This window comes from Amorphus sp. MBR-141 (assembly GCF_053628695.1).
The window spans coordinates 1-15,503 of sequence record NZ_JBRJGW010000043.1; the positions used below are offsets into that span (position 1 = coordinate 1).

Annotated in this window: 14 protein-coding genes and 4 pseudogenes; 3 read left to right on the forward strand and 15 right to left on the reverse strand. The window is 64.3% G+C overall.

Annotated elements, in window-relative coordinates:
• Both ACSSVZ_RS26695 and ACSSVZ_RS26700 read right to left on the reverse strand, forming a co-directional pair.
• Positions 1-240: pseudogene (locus tag ACSSVZ_RS26695) on the reverse strand (hypothetical protein); the annotation flags it as partial.
• Between the two features lie 339 nt (positions 241-579).
• Complete coding sequence (locus tag ACSSVZ_RS26700; RefSeq protein WP_453973907.1) at positions 580-798, reverse strand: helix-turn-helix domain-containing protein; 219 nt, start codon at positions 796-798, stop codon at positions 580-582.
• A gap of 124 nt (positions 799-922) precedes the next feature.
• Between ACSSVZ_RS26700 and ACSSVZ_RS26705 the strand changes: the two genes are divergently transcribed.
• A complete protein-coding gene (locus ACSSVZ_RS26705; RefSeq protein ID WP_453973908.1) occupies positions 923-1,189 on the forward strand; it encodes a hypothetical protein in 267 nt (88 codons plus the stop codon).
• Between the two features lie 30 nt (positions 1,190-1,219).
• Here the strand turns inward: ACSSVZ_RS26705 and ACSSVZ_RS26710 are convergent, their stop codons facing one another.
• The 9 genes from ACSSVZ_RS26710 to ACSSVZ_RS26750 all read right to left on the reverse strand — a co-directional run bounded on the left by ACSSVZ_RS26710 (position 1,220) and on the right by ACSSVZ_RS26750 (position 9,043).
• Positions 1,220-1,654: a DNA -binding domain-containing protein gene (locus ACSSVZ_RS26710; RefSeq protein WP_453973909.1), complete on the reverse strand. Its 435-nt coding sequence runs from the start codon at positions 1,652-1,654 to the stop codon at positions 1,220-1,222.
• Positions 1,655-1,775: 121 nt separating this feature from the next.
• On the reverse strand, positions 1,776-2,027 hold the full coding sequence (locus ACSSVZ_RS26715) for a transcriptional regulator domain-containing protein (protein WP_453973910.1): 252 nt from the start codon (positions 2,025-2,027) through the stop codon (positions 1,776-1,778).
• Positions 2,028-2,062: 35 nt separating this feature from the next.
• The gene (locus ACSSVZ_RS26720; protein ID WP_453973911.1) at positions 2,063-2,695 is read right to left on the reverse strand and encodes an acyl-homoserine-lactone synthase; all 633 of its coding nucleotides are present in this window, start codon (positions 2,693-2,695) and stop codon (positions 2,063-2,065) included.
• Between the two features lie 40 nt (positions 2,696-2,735).
• Positions 2,736-3,509, reverse strand: a complete 774-nt coding sequence (locus ACSSVZ_RS26725; RefSeq protein ID WP_453973912.1) for a LuxR family transcriptional regulator — start codon at positions 3,507-3,509, stop codon at positions 2,736-2,738.
• Positions 3,510-3,621: 112 nt separating this feature from the next.
• Positions 3,622-4,395: an enoyl-CoA hydratase gene (locus ACSSVZ_RS26730; protein WP_453973913.1), complete on the reverse strand. Its 774-nt coding sequence runs from the start codon at positions 4,393-4,395 to the stop codon at positions 3,622-3,624.
• 1 nt (position 4,396) lies between these two features.
• Entirely contained in the window at positions 4,397-5,299 is a 903-nt protein-coding gene (gene mmsB / locus ACSSVZ_RS26735) for a 3-hydroxyisobutyrate dehydrogenase (RefSeq protein ID WP_453973914.1), read from the reverse strand.
• Positions 5,300-5,329: 30 nt separating this feature from the next.
• The gene (locus ACSSVZ_RS26740; RefSeq protein WP_453973916.1) at positions 5,330-6,394 is read right to left on the reverse strand and encodes an enoyl-CoA hydratase/isomerase family protein; all 1,065 of its coding nucleotides are present in this window, start codon (positions 6,392-6,394) and stop codon (positions 5,330-5,332) included.
• Positions 6,394-7,536: an isobutyryl-CoA dehydrogenase gene (locus ACSSVZ_RS26745; protein WP_453973917.1), complete on the reverse strand. Its 1,143-nt coding sequence runs from the start codon at positions 7,534-7,536 to the stop codon at positions 6,394-6,396. Before ACSSVZ_RS26745 ends, ACSSVZ_RS26740 begins: the two co-directional genes overlap by 1 nt.
• Before the next feature lie 10 nt (positions 7,537-7,546).
• The gene (locus ACSSVZ_RS26750; RefSeq protein WP_453973918.1) at positions 7,547-9,043 is read right to left on the reverse strand and encodes a CoA-acylating methylmalonate-semialdehyde dehydrogenase; all 1,497 of its coding nucleotides are present in this window, start codon (positions 9,041-9,043) and stop codon (positions 7,547-7,549) included.
• A gap of 104 nt (positions 9,044-9,147) precedes the next feature.
• On the opposite strand from ACSSVZ_RS26750, the gene ACSSVZ_RS26755 reads away from it, so the two are divergent.
• On the forward strand, positions 9,148-10,050 hold the full coding sequence (locus ACSSVZ_RS26755; protein WP_453973919.1) for a LysR family transcriptional regulator: 903 nt from the start codon (positions 9,148-9,150) through the stop codon (positions 10,048-10,050).
• An 82-nt stretch (positions 10,051-10,132) separates the two neighbouring features.
• Here the strand turns inward: ACSSVZ_RS26755 and ACSSVZ_RS26760 are convergent, their stop codons facing one another.
• The 4 genes and pseudogenes from ACSSVZ_RS26760 to ACSSVZ_RS26775 form a co-directional block, all read right to left on the reverse strand.
• A complete protein-coding gene (locus ACSSVZ_RS26760) occupies positions 10,133-10,456 on the reverse strand; it encodes a transposase (protein ID WP_453973920.1) in 324 nt (107 codons plus the stop codon).
• Positions 10,437-11,844, reverse strand: a pseudogene (locus ACSSVZ_RS26765) (IS30 family transposase). The gene ACSSVZ_RS26760 and the pseudogene ACSSVZ_RS26765 overlap by 20 nt, the downstream one beginning before the upstream one ends.
• A 49-nt stretch (positions 11,845-11,893) precedes the next feature.
• Positions 11,894-12,739: pseudogene (locus tag ACSSVZ_RS26770) on the reverse strand (IS3 family transposase); the annotation flags it as partial.
• A gap of 62 nt (positions 12,740-12,801) precedes the next feature.
• On the reverse strand, positions 12,802-14,313 hold the full coding sequence (locus ACSSVZ_RS26775; RefSeq protein ID WP_453973921.1) for a class I adenylate-forming enzyme family protein: 1,512 nt from the start codon (positions 14,311-14,313) through the stop codon (positions 12,802-12,804).
• A gap of 505 nt (positions 14,314-14,818) precedes the next feature.
• Between ACSSVZ_RS26775 and ACSSVZ_RS26780 the strand changes: the two are divergent.
• Positions 14,819-15,310 (forward strand): annotated as a pseudogene (locus ACSSVZ_RS26780) (transposase); the annotation flags it as partial.
• Positions 15,311-15,503 lie beyond the last annotated feature (193 nt).

Consider the following 15,503-nt stretch of genomic DNA (forward strand, 5'->3'; position numbering starts at 1 on the left):
TTCTTCCGGGGCATGGAGCGTCGGCCTGTCTCGTTGATCCGACCCCCTATGAATCACGCAACAGACGCCTTGGGAATCCTTCTCAAACGCGCTCTTAGACAGCATCTGACAGGGGCCGGCACCGAGCACGACGGCAATGTCGAGGAAATCAACGACATCGAGTCGCGGCTCGCCACCTTCGTACTTGGCGACGAAGGACTGGGGTCGACTGCCCCTCTCCGCGACCTGCGTCTGGGTCAACCCCTATGCCTCGGCATAGCAATCAGCCCGTCCAGAAAGCTGCTAGTGGCGGGGCGACCGAAGCGATTTCAACATGGGGCGAGACGCCGCAGCAGTGCGGATTCACCGACCAAACCGCTGTCGAAATATCCAGCAGAAAAGGGGCGAAGAAATTCGAACCCATCGATATCCAGGCATCGACTTTGTCGCCCGGAGGATTTGCTGAGCATCCGATATGCTTGGAACTGATAGCGGCCTCCAGACGGTATCCGATGGGACGATATTTGGTCGAAGCCGATCCTCCCGGAACGCGAGACTGACTGGAATTCCATCCAGGTGCCTTGCGGAACGGCCTCCCGCTCATTCCCCGCGATCCGGCCGAACGAGGTCCATGTGACTGACGCCAAGCGCAGTGGCCAGCTCGAAGAGCGTGACGATGGTTGGGTTGCGGCGACCTTTCTCCAGCCCGCTGATGTATTGCTGGCTGAAGCCAGAAATCTCGGCGAGCTGCTCCTGGGTCAGCTGCTGTTTCTGTCTTTCCCGCTGTAGATTGCGTCCGACCAGCCTGCGCATGTCCATGCGCGGAGGTCAGCGAATTCGAGGCCGCAGGTTTATCAACTATAGTATGTATTCCACACCGATGGTATTCGTGATGGGTTGGTCATGCCGGAACCCACCCGGCCATTCGATGCGAGAAGGCCATATGCCCCAAGCTGATTCCCCGTTACCGCTTGCCGACGAAGTGCCCTGGTCGGACACCCTCACCGCTTATGACAAAGCGCACTTCACCATTTATATGCAGCTGCTCGACGCGTCGTCCGACAACGCCAGCGAGGCAGAAATGGCCGACCTCATCCTCGGCGTTGATCCGGTCAAGGAACCGACGCGCGCCCAGAAGACGCTGCGCAGCCATCTTGATCGCGCGAACTGGATCGTAGCGACCGGCTACAAAGAGCTCTTCGCCAGTTGATCGGACAGAACCGACGGGAGTCGGGCTTCCTTATATGAGGAAGCTTCTGTACCCACCGTTCATCAGTGATCGCCCGCGGCGCACGGCACGGCGGATACGATCCCGCAAATGATCTCCCGGATGCGTCCAGTCGGCTTCGACCCGGGCTTCACCGAACACTGCTGTGGCGATCTCGCGGTGCGAGGCGCCGGACAGCGCGCCATCCAACGCACGGAGAACGAGGCTGAGCCGAGGTCCTCGCGGGTCCGGACGATAAAGCCTGGCCGGCAGCCTGCCGACTAGGTGCAGGGCATTGAGGCATTCAAGCGCCTGCCATCGATGCCGAATCTCCGCAGCCGGCCAGAGCGCATCTGCGGAGAGTCGAACAGGCATCAAGATGCTCTCGCCTGATACGGAGAGCTGGAGGTCTCGACCGCCGCCGCACACCAACAGGTGCTGTTCGCCAACGGCCGCCTTCAGCACCATGCTTCGGCAAGAGAGCTTGGCTAGATCAAACACGATGTCGGACGATGACGTAGCCTTCGCTGCAACGACCCGCAGCACGGACCGACAGGCACTCGGGCACCAGAGGACCGTCGCGTCACGTTCAGGCGACTCCGCGAAACATCACACCCCAGCCCGCCAGATCGGCCGAGAGTTTGACCACGTCGAGCGTGCCCCGACGCTCCACGTAGCGGACATGTTCCAATGCACGGCCTAGCTGGTGCAGGAACGCCGGGTTGCGCCGCAGGAACTCCCAGGCCCAGCCGCGACGTGTCAGCTGCGTGGTATAGGCGTACGCCTTCCGATCGGACCAGTTCGACTGGTCGCGGCCGACGCCCTTTGCGGTCATGCCCATGGCTCAGGCCAGGCTTCTGTCAGACCGGACCGAGGTCAGACCGCTGCGCGGGTGACCGGCGCCCAGAGCACCGGACCGCCGAGACGGCCATTGCGCCGGATCGTCTCGAGGCTCTCGTCCGACACCTCCAGGAAGCCTGCGACGGCGCGTGTGGTGCCGATCGTCCGCGGCTCACTGATCCGCTCCAGGGGCCAGCCGGCCCGACGCAGAATCCGCTCCATCCGCAGGTCCGTTACAGTCACGATCCGGAGGAGACTACGCGATAGGCCAAACCCGATCATCCCGGCGAACAGCTCATAGGTGCCGGAGGCAATTCCAGAAGCCCCTTTTGGGGGTGACGGCTGCAAATCGAGCGCAAAGCGGCTGCTTTCCCAGATACACTCATCACACGGAGCAAGTTGCCCGTCCAGCAGCTCTGAGAAGGTGTCGCGAAGCATGGTCGGCCCGGTCGACGGCAGGAACCTAACGCATCCGTCGACGTCTCCTCCAGGATCGCCCAAGAGCAGATAGTGCGGCTTCAGCGCATCGAATGAATCAATTTCCCTGTCGCCTCGGGAACGAACGCGCCAGCCGAGCCGCTCCTTGAAGACTCGGTACCGCAGTCGGTGCATTTCGTGAAGTGCGCGGGTGAACTCGCCGTAATGGTCCGGCTCGATGAGCTGCATCATGTCGACCTCCTCACAGGATTTCTCCCGCAATTGGAGGCGACTATCCGCGCCAAAACAGCCTGTGCGTGTAAACAGAAACGAATTCACCCTCAGTTGAAAAGGATCGGGAGGCAGCCAAGCGAGCGACGGCCTGGGCAATGGTTCTCACGCCGAGTTTCGTTCTGACGTTGTCCAGATGAAAGGCCGCGGTGCGCCTCGTTATTCCGAGAATGCAGCCGATCTCCCACGCCGACTTCCCGCGTGTCGCCCACTGCAGGCATTCGTATTCACGCGGGGTCAGGACGACGCCGTCCACCATTCGATCGCCGGAAAGCACGCGGCGCGCGTGAATATGAAAGCATGTGGCCACGAGCTGCAGCGCCAGCTCGTATCGTTCCGCAATACGCAGAAATGGCGGGTTGCGCTCATCGGCGGCAAACGTCATTGCGGCGACATTTCCGCGTCGATCGTGGATCGGGATCGTCAGGCCACATCGAATGCCAAATTCCGCCGCTTCTTCGAAGAGCTGCTGCTGACGTCTTGACGTATCGCTCCGTCCGAATTCGGCGTCCCATTGGAATGGACACGTGCCGCAACGGGCCACCTCAATGACCGGATCAATTTGCTCATAATTATTGTTGATGTACCGCGACGTCCAACAGGAAGGGTAATTGGATACCAGTTGCGGCTCTTTGACTGTCTCGAACGGCATGAGTAAATACGCAAAGGATCGGATTTCGAGCTCATCCGCAGCAATAGACAATGCCATTCGCAAGTCTGAATAATTCACACCACCTGAAAGGTGATCTATAAAGCCCTCGAAAATCATCCGCATGCTAGCTATCTTTTAGATTTCCGCCGCACACATAGATCAAGACCAAGAACCGATCGACCGACAATTAGAGTGCAGCAGAAAACTCCTCCCAAGAATACTCTCTGCATAAAATCTACCTATTCTTGAACTGCGGCTTCCGTTTCTCACTGAAGGCGGCCATTCCTTCCTTCTGATCTTCCGTGGCGAACATCGCGTGGAAGACCCGCCGCTCGAACCGGACGCCTTCTGCGAGGGAAGTTTCGTAGGACCGATTGACCGTCTCTTTGGTCATCATGGCGGCCGGCAGCGACGTCGATGCAATCTTCTCGGCGGTGGCAAGCGCCTCGCCGAGGAGCCCGGCCGACGGGATCACCCGTGAAACGAGACCGGAGCGCTCGGCCTCTTCCGAATCCATCATTCTGCCCGTCAGGCACATCTCCATCGCCTTCGACTTGCCGACGAAACGGGTCAGCCGCTGGCTACCGCCCATGCCGGGCATCACGCCGAGATTGATTTCCGGCTGGCCGAACTTCGCGGTGTCGGCCGCCAGGATGAAGTCGCACATCATCGCGAGTTCGCAGCCACCGCCGAGCGCGTAGCCGGCCACAGCCGCAATGATCGGCGTGCGCACCGATGTGAACCGCTCCCACTCGCCGAACCAGTCGGCGGTGTACATCTCCTGATAGCTTTGTGCCTGCATCTCCTTGATATCGGCGCCGGCGGCGAAAGCCTTCTCGGACCCGGTGACAACGATGCAGCCGACCGCGGGATCGACGTCGGCGGCCATCACGGCGTCGATCAGCTCTGCGGCGAGCTTGCGATTGAGGGCATTGAGCGCGTCGGGCCGATTGAGGGTGAGCAGGACCACCCTTCCCCTGGTCTCTGTCAGAATGGTTTCGTAGGCCATCTCACTCCGCCCCCGCCGAAACGTCCCCGCGCAGCAGACGGATGACCGCCGAGAAGTCGTTGCCACCGTGGCCGAGTTGCTCGAGCTCGGCGTAGAGCTCCGCCGCTCTTGAGCCCATCGGCAGCGCAAAGCCGGCAGCCTCCGCCGCCGCATCGGCAAGCTTCAGGTCTTTCAGCATCAAGGCTGTCGCGAAGCCCGCCTTGTAGTCGTTGTTCGCCGGCGACGTCGGCACCGGGCCAGGGACCGGGCAATAGGTCGTGAGCGACCAGCACTGGCCGGAGGAGACGGAAGCGACATCGAACAGGGCCTGGCGGTTGAGCCCGACCTTGTCGGCAAGCGCAAACGCCTCGCAGACGCCGGCCATGGAAATGCCCAGGATCAGATTGTTGCACATCTTCGCCGCCTGGCCGGCGCCGGCCTCGCCGCAGTGGAAGATGGCCTTGCCCATCGCCTCTAGGACCGGCTTCGCGCGGTCATACGCCTCAGCACTGCCGCCGGTCATGAAGGTGAGCGTGCCCGCCTTGGCGCCGCCGGTACCGCCGGAGACTGGCGCATCCATCGAGAGGCAGCCTTTGGCCGCGGCGAGATCGTGCGCCTTGCGCGCGCTGTCGACGTCGATCGTCGATGAGTCGATCAGCAGCGTGCCGGACGCGACCGTCTCTGCGATTTCGCCCCACACCGACAACACGTGCGTGCCGGCGGGCAGCATCGTGATCACCGTGTCGGCCCCATCGGCTGCCTCAACGGCGGACGCGACGATGGAAACACCGGCCTCAAGGGCAAGCCTCTTCGCATCCTCCGAGAGGTCGAAGCCGCGCACGGCGTGCCCAGCCCTCGCCAGGTTCGCCGCCATCGGGCCGCCCATGTTGCCAAGCCCGATGAACCCGATCGTATGCGCAGCCATTGGCCGACCCCCTGCTTCGTCTCTGGTGGCTCATGGGCGTCGGAAGACGGCGCCCGACGGTTGGATCAGGGCCGCGATCGCCTGGCTGTCGACGTCCTCGAGCGTCGCCGGGCGCCATTGGGGATTGCGGTCCTTGTCGATGATCGCTGCGCGAACACCCTCGTAGAAGTCGTGGCCGGTCAGTGCCCCGACGGCAGCGGTGAATTCCCGTTCCAGACAGGTCTCGAGCCGCTCCGCCGGCCGCGCGAGCCGGATGAGGCGCAGTGCCGTCTTCACGCTCGTCGGTGAGTTCTTGAGAACGGTCTCCCGCGCGGCGTCGGCAAACTCGCCGCCATCGGCGGCAAGGGCCGCCACAATGTCCTCGACCCGTTCGGCCGAAAAAGCCCGGTCGATCACGTTGCGATGCTCCTCGAGCAACGCTGGCGCGTCCGTCGAAAAGAGATCGAGGGCCCTGCGGACGGCGGCCTGGTCCGCCCCGGCCGGAAGCGCCGCAAGCGCGGCCACGATCTCGTCAAGACGGTCGGAGGCCACGGCACGATCGGCAAGGCCGGCCAGGATTGCATCGCCGGCTCCGATCGTGACGCCGGTGAGTCCCAGATAGGTCCCGAGTTCGCCCGGCGCGTGTGCGAGCAACCAGGTGCCGCCGACATCGGGCACGAAGCCGATCCCTGTTTCAGGCATGGCGAGCTTGGTTCGCTCAGTCACGAGCCGGTGGGCGCCATGAGCCGAGAGGCCCACTCCCCCGCCCATGACGATGCCGTCCATGAAGGCGACATATGGCTTTGGGAAGCGGGCAATCCGCGCATTCAGCCGGTATTCCTCCCGCCAGAACGTGGCGGCACGACCGTCGCGCGCACGACCGCTGTCATAGAGCCGGCGGATGTCTCCGCCAGCGCACAACCCGCGCTCGCCTTCCCCGGTCACCAGAACCGAGACGACGTCCGCCACCGCTTCGAAGCCATCAAGTGCCGCCTCGATTGCGCGCACCATGTCCAGCGTCAGGCTGTTCAGCGCCCTGGGCCGGTTGAGGCGGATGCGGCCGAGCGTGCCGGTCCGCTCGACGACGACATCCGAGGAGCCCGAAGCCATCGCCATCAGCGCACGCCGAGAATGTCGCGGGCGACGATCATCCGCATGATCTCGTTGGTGCCCTCCAGGATCTGGTGGACGCGCAGGTCGCGGACGATCTTCTCAAGCCCATACTCCGACAGGTAGCCGTAGCCGCCGTGCAGCTGCAGGGCCTGGTTCGCCACCTCGAAGCCAACGTCGGTGACGAAGCGCTTGGCCATGGCGCAGAGCCGCGTCGCATCCGGCGCCTTCGCATCGAGCGCACTAGCTGCCCGCCACAGGAAGGTGCGCGCCGCCTCCAGCTCGGTCGCCATGTCGGCCACCTTGAACTGCAGCGCCTGGAAGTCCCGGAGCTCCTTGCCGAAGGCCGAGCGCTCGGCCATGTAGCCGACCGTCCGGTCGAGCGCCGCCTGGGCCCCGCCCAGCGAGCAGGCGGCGATGTTGAGGCGTCCGCCGTCGAGACCGGCCATGGCGATCTTGAAGCCGTCGCCCTCCGCGCCCAGGCGATTGGCCACCGGCACCCGCGCGCCCTCGAAGATCACCGACCGGGTCGGCTGAGCGTTCCAGCCCATCTTCGCCTCGTTGGCGCCGAAGCTCATGCCCGGCGTGTCGGCCGGCACCACCAGGGTGGAGATGCCTTTCGGCCCGTCGACGCCGGTGCGCACCATCACCACGTAGACGTCGCTGGTGCCGGCGCCGGAGATGAACTGCTTCTGGCCGTCGAGCACGTAGTCGTCGCCGTCGCGCACCGCCCGCGTCCTGAGCGCAGCCGCGTCAGAGCCGGAACCCGGCTCGGTCAGGCAGTAACTCGCCATGGCGGTCATCGTGCACAGATCGGGCAGGAACGCCTGGCGCTGGGCGTGGGAGCCGAAGCGGTCGATCATCCACGCCGACATGTTGTGAATCGACAGATAGGACGCGACGGACGGGCAGCCGGTCGACAGCGCCTCGAAGATCAGCGCGGCCTCCAGGCGCGACAGCCCGGACCCGCCGACGTCCTCGCCCACGTAGATCCCGCCCATGCCGAGGGCCGCGGCCTTGCGCAGGGTCTCGACGGGGAAGATCTTGTCGCGGTCCCAGCCGACCGCGTGCGGCGTCAGCTCGTCGACGGCGAAACCCGCCGCCATCTCGCGGATCGCGGCCTGTTCCTCGCTGTAGGAAAAATCCATCGGATACCTCCTACCCCATGGTCGGGATGACGAACTCGGCGGAGTCCTTGATGCCCGAGGGCCAGCGCGAGGTGACCGTCTTCGTCTTCGTGTAGAAGCGAATCGAGTCCGGGCCGTGCTGGTTGAGGTCGCCGAAGCCCGAGCGCTTCCAGCCGCCGAAGGTGTGGTAGGCCAGCGGCACCGGGATCGGCACGTTGACGCCGACCATGCCGACGTTGACGCGCGCGGTGAAGTCGCGGGCCGCGTCGCCGTCGCGGGTGAAGATCGCCACGCCGTTGCCGTACTCGTGGTCGCTGGCGAGCGCCAGGCCTTCCTCGTAGTCCTTGGCGCGGACGACGGAGAGCACCGGGCCGAAGATCTCTTCCTTGTAGATGCGCATGTCCGGGGTCACCCGGTCGAACAGGCAGCCGCCCATGAAGAAGCCGTTCTCGTAGCCCTGCATGGTGAAGCCACGGCCGTCGACGACCAGCTCGGCGCCCTCTTCCACGCCGAGATCGACGTAGCCCCGCACGCGGTCGAGCGCCGCCTTGGTGACCAGCGGGCCATAGTCGGCGTCGGCATCGCTGGAGAGCCCGATCTTCAGCGCGTTGACCTTCGGGACCAGCGTCTCCATCAGCCGGTCGGCCGTCTGCTCGCCCACCGGCACCGCCACCGAGATGGCCATGCAGCGCTCGCCGGCGGAGCCGTAGCCGGCGCCGATCAGCGCGTTGGCGGCCTGCTCCATGTCGGCGTCCGGCATGACGATCATGTGGTTCTTGGCGCCGCCGAAGCACTGGGCGCGCTTACCGTGCGCGGCCGCCGTCGCGTAGACGTACTGGGCGATGTCGGAGGAGCCGACGAAGCCGACCGCCTTGATGTCCGGATCGGTGAGGATCGCGTCGACCGATTCCTTGTCGCCGTTGACGACGTTGAGGATGCCGGCCGGAAGCCCCGCCTCCATCATCAGTTCCGCCAGCCGGATCGGCACGGAGGGATCGCGCTCGGACGGCTTCAGGATGAAGGCGTTGCCGCAGGCGATCGCCGGCGCGAACTTCCACATCGGGATCATCGCCGGGAAGTTGAACGGGGTGATGCCGGCGACCACGCCGAGCGGCTGGCGCAGCGAGTACATGTCGATCGCCGGGCCGGCGCCGTCGGTGAACTCGCCCTTCATCAGGTGCGGAACGCCGATCGCGAATTCCGCCACTTCCAGTCCGCGCAGGATGTCGCCCTTGGCGTCGGGAACGGTCTTGCCGTGCTCCGACGACAGCAGCTCCGCCAGCTCGTCCATGTTCTGGTTCAGGAGGTCGACGAACTTCATCATCACCCGGGCGCGGCGCTGCGGGTTGGTCGCGGCCCACTTCGGCTGCGCCGCGACCGCGTTGGCGATGGCCGCCGCCACTTCCGCCTTGGTGGCCAGCGACACCTCGGCCTGCACCTCGCCCGTGTTCGGGTTGTAGACGGGCACGGTGCGCCCCGAGGTCCCGGCGACCGACTTGCCGCCGATGAAGTGTCCGATCGCGCGCATGAGCCCGTCCTTATTGGTGTTTCGCTCCCACCTAAGAATAACTGCACATCAGCGCACGGGAATAGGCTTGATCGCACACCCGATGTGCGCAAATACAAATATCGATGGACCTCGATTGGAACGACTTGCGCTATTTTCTCGCCGTCGCGCGCCAGGGCAGGCTCACGGTCGCGGCGCGGATGCTCGGCGTCGACCATGCCACGGTCAGCCGGCGGGTGAACGCCCTCGAGCAGGCGCTCGACACAAGGCTCTTCGAACGCTCGCCCCGCGGCTACGCCATGACTGAAGCGGGCGAGCGTCTGCTCCTGCACGCCGAGAAGATCGAGAGCGCGGCCGCGGAGATGCAAAGCGAAATCGGCGGCGAGAAGCTTGCGCTATCGGGCGCCGTCCGCATTGGCGCACCGGACGGATTCGGATCCTACTTTCTCGCCCCCAGGATCGGCGCACTGATGCGGCGCTATCCGGGTCTCGAGCTACAGATCGTCGCCATGCCGCGGATCTTCAGTCTGTCGAAGCGGGAGGCCGACATCGCGATCAGCCTCGCCCGTCCGCGCGAGGGACGGCTGGTCTCCCGCAAGCTCACCGACTACCAGCTCCACCTCTACGCGTCTAAGGCATATCTTGCCGCCTGCCCGCCGATCGCCGCGCGCGGCGATCTCGTCGGCCATCCCCTGATCGGCTACATCTCCGATCTCATCTTCGCGCCCGAACTCGACTATCTCCCTGAGATTCTCGCTGATCGGCCACCGGCTCTCACGAGTTCAAACCTAATCGCGCAGATGCGGGCCACGCAGATCGGCGCCGGTCTGTGCGTTCTGCCGGACTTCATGGCCGGCGAGGCGCCGAACCTCGTCCGAATACTGCCTGAAGAGATCGCCCTCACACGAACCTTCTGGCTGATCGTCCACGCCGACCTTCGCGACACGGCGCGGGTCAGAACCGTCGCCGACTTCATCGCCGAACGGGTCGCCGCGGAGCGGAAGCTTCTGCTTGGCGACGGAGACTAACGCAACACACTAGTTATATCATCACTCCATGCCCCCGCGCCCTGAGCTACTCCCCGATCCTTGGACAGGTTTGGGGGGTGGTTTAAGCTACTCTCCGCGCCTGCTGATCGGTTTCGATGCTGCTGAAGTAGACCATGGCCGGCGGCTGTCCGCCATGGGCGGCGTGAGGCCGCTGGTGGTTGTAGAAGGTGATCCAACGACCGATGCCTGCCTTGGCCTGCGACCCGGTCTCCCATGCGTGCAGGTAGACGCATTCATACTTCATCGACCGCCAAAGCCGCTCGATGAAGACGTTGTCGAGGCAGCGTCCCTTGCCGTCCATGGAGATCCCGGTTCCGACCCACTTCAGCCGGTCGGTCCAGGCGAAGGACGTGAACTGGGCGGTCTCAACCGGTCGTCGCAACATCGGCATTTTGCCCCCTGTTCAGCAGGTCGTCCAGCGCTTCCGCGGGTGTTCTCCATCCCAGCGTCTTGCGCGGCCTGCCATTGAGCGCGGCGGCGACGGCACCGAGCTCGCCCAGCCCGTGCGCGGCGAGGTCGGTGCCCTTGGGAAAGTACTGGCGCAGGAGCCCGTTGGTGTTCTCGTTGGTGCCTCGCTGCCATGGACTCTTTGGATCGCAGAAGTAGACCGGCAGATCGTGTGCGATCCGCAGGTCCGCGTGCCGTGCCATCTCGGCGCCCTGGTCCCATGTGAGCGAGCGACGCAACTGGGCGGGCAGCGTGGTGATTGTCACCGCAATGGCATCGCGTACTGCCTCGGCACCGCGGCCTGCGAGCGCCGGGCCGTTCTTGACGCGTGGGCCTTTGCGATGACCCGGCATCGGCGGCAGATGGAGTAGCATGGTGAAGCGCGTCGTCCGCTCCACGAGCGTGCCGATGGCCGAGGCATTCAGTCCCAGGATCAGATCACCCTCCCAATGGCCCGGCACGGCGCGGTCCTCAACCTCGGCAGGACGTTCGGAGATCATGATCTCAGGCGCCGCGAACGACTTACCCGGCCCGCTCCGACGCGCCCGCGGCACCCGGAGCGCACGCCCCCGAGCGCAGGCAGGCGCTCAGCTCCCGGCGCAGCCCGCCGCGGCCCTGAATGTAGAGGGCTTGATAAATCGCCTCGTGGGAGATGCGCATCGTTTCGTCCTCGGGGAAGTCGATCCTGAGCCTCGCTGAGATCTGCTCGGGGCTCCAGGACTTGCCCCACCGCCGATGCTGACGCCGGACCGAGCGACGCTTCGTCCACGGCACGTCCGGTCCCGGCACGGGCCGACCGTCAGGACGGGCGATCACACCGGCAAGGCGGTCCTCGACGTAGCGGCGCAGCTCGGCATGGCGTTCGAACTTTGTTGAACGCGGTCGGCGGCCCGCTCGCTCCGCGTGCCACTGCGCGTTCGTCGCACGATACTCCAGGCCGCCGCTGCGGGTGGCTGCGTTCCGCCGCAGCTCGCGCGAGATCGTCGAGGGCGCCCGCCCGACCCGACGCGCGATCTCCCGCACGCCGTGGCCCTGGGCGCGGAGCAGTGCAATCTCTTCGCGTTCCGCAAATGCCAGATGGCGCCCCGAGGGCGATCGTGCCCACGGCGCAAGATGCGATGGTGGCATGCCGCCAGCCTCCCTGAACCACCGCGACCCTACTGCGGGAGCGACACCTGCGTCCCGGCCCGCATCTTCGCTCGTCCGACCTGCCGCAATTGCGTGCCAGAACTGTCGACGATCCTCCCGCTTCGCCACGCCCGGCCGTCCAGGTGATCGAAGAGGCGCTCTCAGTGCCTTGTTCGAACCACGCTTCCGCTTCGCCATCGCAACCTCCATTATCGAAGTGTTGCGACGACCGGTTGAGACCGCCATGGCTGCCCTGATCGGTGTTGAAGATCTCAGGCTTGCCAAAGCGGGTCAGCGCTTCCTCCAGTGCCGCGACGCAGAAGCCAGCATCCATCGTGTTCGACAACCGCCAAGCCAAGACCTTGCGGGTCGCCCAGTCCATGAACGCGACCAGGTACAGGAAGCCACGCCGCATCGGGATGTAAGTGACGTCGGCACACCAGACATGGTTGGGCCGTTCGATCGCCAGCTTGCGCAGCAGATACGGATAGACCCGGTGCTGAGGGTGCGGGTCGCTCGTGCGCGGCCGCTGGTAGATCGGCGTCAGCCTCATCTTCGCCATCAACCGCCGCGCCCGACGCCGACCAACCTCATGGCCATTGCGGCGCAGGTGCTGCGCCATCTGGCGAGTACCACGGGCAGTTCAGGAACGTCGCGTCGATCGCCGACATCAGCACCAGCGTCTCATCGGTCTCCGGCACCGGCGCATAGTAATAGGACGAGCGACTGATCCGCAGCAGGCGACACTGCGCCGAGATCGACAGGCCTTGGTGAGCAGGCTCGACCATCGCCCGCCTCCGGTCCACGCTCATCGACCGGAGGCTTTCGCTAAAAAATCCCGCTCCACCACCAATTGCCCGATCTTGGCGTGCAGCTTCTCGACCTCGCTCTCACTGGCGGCTTTGGTCGCATCGGCAGCCCCGGAGAAGGTGCCTGCCATCCCGTCGATGGCCTGCCGTTTCCACGACGCGATCATCGTGTGGTGGATGCCATGCTTGGCGGCCAACTCCGCCAGCGTCAGGTCGCCACGGATAGCCTCCAGCGCAACCTTGGCCTTGAAATCCGCGCTGTAGCGCTTCCTCGTCGTCTTCATTCCCGTACCAATCCATTAGGCCGGGATTAGCTTAACACCCTGTCCAGAAAACCGGCACCACCTCAGCGCCGTTTCCCGGCGATCATTCCAATTACCTCACGTCGCACCACTTTCCCAACCGGATTGCGCGGCATGTCCTCAACGAAATGGATGCGCTTCGGCGCCTTGACCGGCCCAACCAGCTGTTTTGCGAAGGTTGCAAGCGCATCGCTCCCGATGGCGGCACCCGCCTTCAGTAGCACCGCCGCCTCGACTCGCTGCCCCCAGTAGTCATCCTCGACTCCAAACACGACGACCTCGCGCACCTCCGGATGAGTGGCAATCGCAGCCTCCACGTCGCCTGGGTAGACGTTGAAGCCGCCCGAGATAATGACATCCCTCAGCCGATCTTTCAGAAAGAGGTATCCGCGCTCGTCAATCGCACCGATGTCGCCGGTATGCAGCCACCCGGCCACTATCGTATCTCGCGTCGCGTCCGGCAAATCGAGGTACCCACGCATCACAAGGTCACCGCGGACGACCACCTCACCCGTCTCACCAAATCCTAGGATGGCGCCCTCGGGCGACATAACTTCGACCTGATTGTAAGGACAGGGTCGCCCAACCGACGCGAGGTTGCGGAAATCAGCAAGTTCTCTGGCCGAAATTGCCGCAATCATCGTCGGCGCTTCAGTCTGGCCATAGATCGCGGCAAGACAAGGTCCAAATATCTCTTGCGCCTGCGCAACCTTCTGCGGTGGCATGGGCGCGGCGCCGTAGATGAGTTGACGGAGCGCCGGAAAGCGCAGTTCGCGCTGGCGGACTACCTCCATCAACGCGTAGATCAGCGTGGGCGGCATGAAGGACGCGGTGATCTGCTCGGCAATCATCATATCCACGATCGCCGGAGCCTTCGCTCCTTGGACAAGGACGGTGCAGCCGCCCTCCGCCATGACAGGGAGCAAGAAGGTGCCAGCGCCATGCGTTAGCGGCGCCGGCACCAGCATGCGTTCGTCCTGCGCGAAGTCAAACACAGTCAGCATACTAGCAATACAGGAGAGGAATGCCCGGTAAGGCTGCAAAACACCCTTAGGCCTCCCGGTCGTTCCGCCAGTGAACTTGATTGCGGCGATTCCATCGGCCAGCGCCGAAATGTCGCGTGGCTTTCGACCCGTATTCGCGGCGATCACGGAAGCGACCGAGCGCCCGGCAGCCCGATCGCCGCCCTCGGCCACTAAGACCGGCCGTCCACCGGCGTCGAACCTGTCCAGACATTCTGCATCGGCGACAATTAGAGCGAGGTCCGCAGCCCCAACTATCTGTGATAGCTCGTCCTTGCTGTTCTTAGGATTCAGAGGAACCCAGATGTGCCCCGACGCGAAGACGCCCAACATTGTAGCAACATGCATCCAGTTATTGTGCCCGCAGAGGCCGATCCTCGATTGGGGCTCTCGCACCGTTTCCTGCAGATAGGCTGCGATCGCCTCGACTCGCATGACGAGGTCCTGGTATGTCAGCCGCACAGCGCCGCTGATGACGGCTTCGCCACCACCGTTCAGCCTTGCACCGCGATACATCATCTGGATCGGCAGCATCTGCGCCCTTTCTTCGGTTTCTGGATTTGCCCGGGGGATGCTGGCGCGACTATGGGCGCTCCGTAAAGGTCATTCCCTGCAGTTAGCTACTCCCCCGATCCTTGGACAGATTCCTGAGTGATTCAAGCTACTCTTCGCCGCTACTGAGCGGTTTAGATGCGCCACCGCGGGGGCTGTCCGCCATGGGCTACGCTCGTGTGCCCGTTATCCGGATGCCTGGACCTCTACAACCTGACGACGCGGCGCCGTTTCAAGTGCGCAGCGTGACCTCCGGCACAGTCTTCGCGTCGCGTAAGCTGTCGTTCGTCGATCTTCTCGGCGCGATCTGACTGTTCGTGAGCCCTTCCAAGGGGCTATCGGCAGTTCAGCTGTCCCGCGGACCGGGCGTCCAGCACAAGACCGCTTTCGTCTTGATACACAAGCTGCGAGAAGCAATAACCGCTGAGACGCGGGATGGCAGCCTCGACGGCGAGGTCGAAACGGACGGGCGGCATTCGGCGGGCATTTTAGGCCCACCAATCAGCGAGCTAAGCGTGTCGACCGCCGGCTGCCGAGCAGGCGCCGCGTGGTGATTGTCCTGCGTCAAAGCGGCCGCCGAACTGTGACCCAGATATTCCTGGGCGAAGCGAAAGGCGTCGACTTCGCGCGCGAGAGGATCGCCACCGGCAGCATCGTCTCGGCCGACCAGAACGCGCACTGGGAGGTCCTCGATCCAGACTTCGACATGCGGCGATTCAACCACTCCGAGGCGTTCAGCCACGATGGCGCTCATACCAACAGTGCCGAGGGCTTCTTCTCGCGGCGGAGACCGATGATCGACGGCCAGCATCTGCGGGTGGAGGGTCGATACCTCGATGCTTATGCGGCGCACGCGGCCTGGCTCGAGGACCACCGGTCCGGGAACAACCGAGCTCTGGCAGATCGATTGATCGGTGGCGCACTCACAGCGCCGGTCAGTCGGGCTTGGAAGGGATACTGGCAACGACGCGCAACGTGACCGCGCTACCTGCGGGTCAGACGCACATGCCCATACGCTCCTCCACCGTGCGGACAAGCTTGCGGCGACGGGTCGTCCGGACCGGTCTTCACCGGCCATGACCTGCCCCTGAGTTTTTCCTCCACCTGGAGTTAGAGTCCGGCCTCGATCGAAGGACGGACAGATGAAGCGGAAGCGATTTACGGAAGAGCAG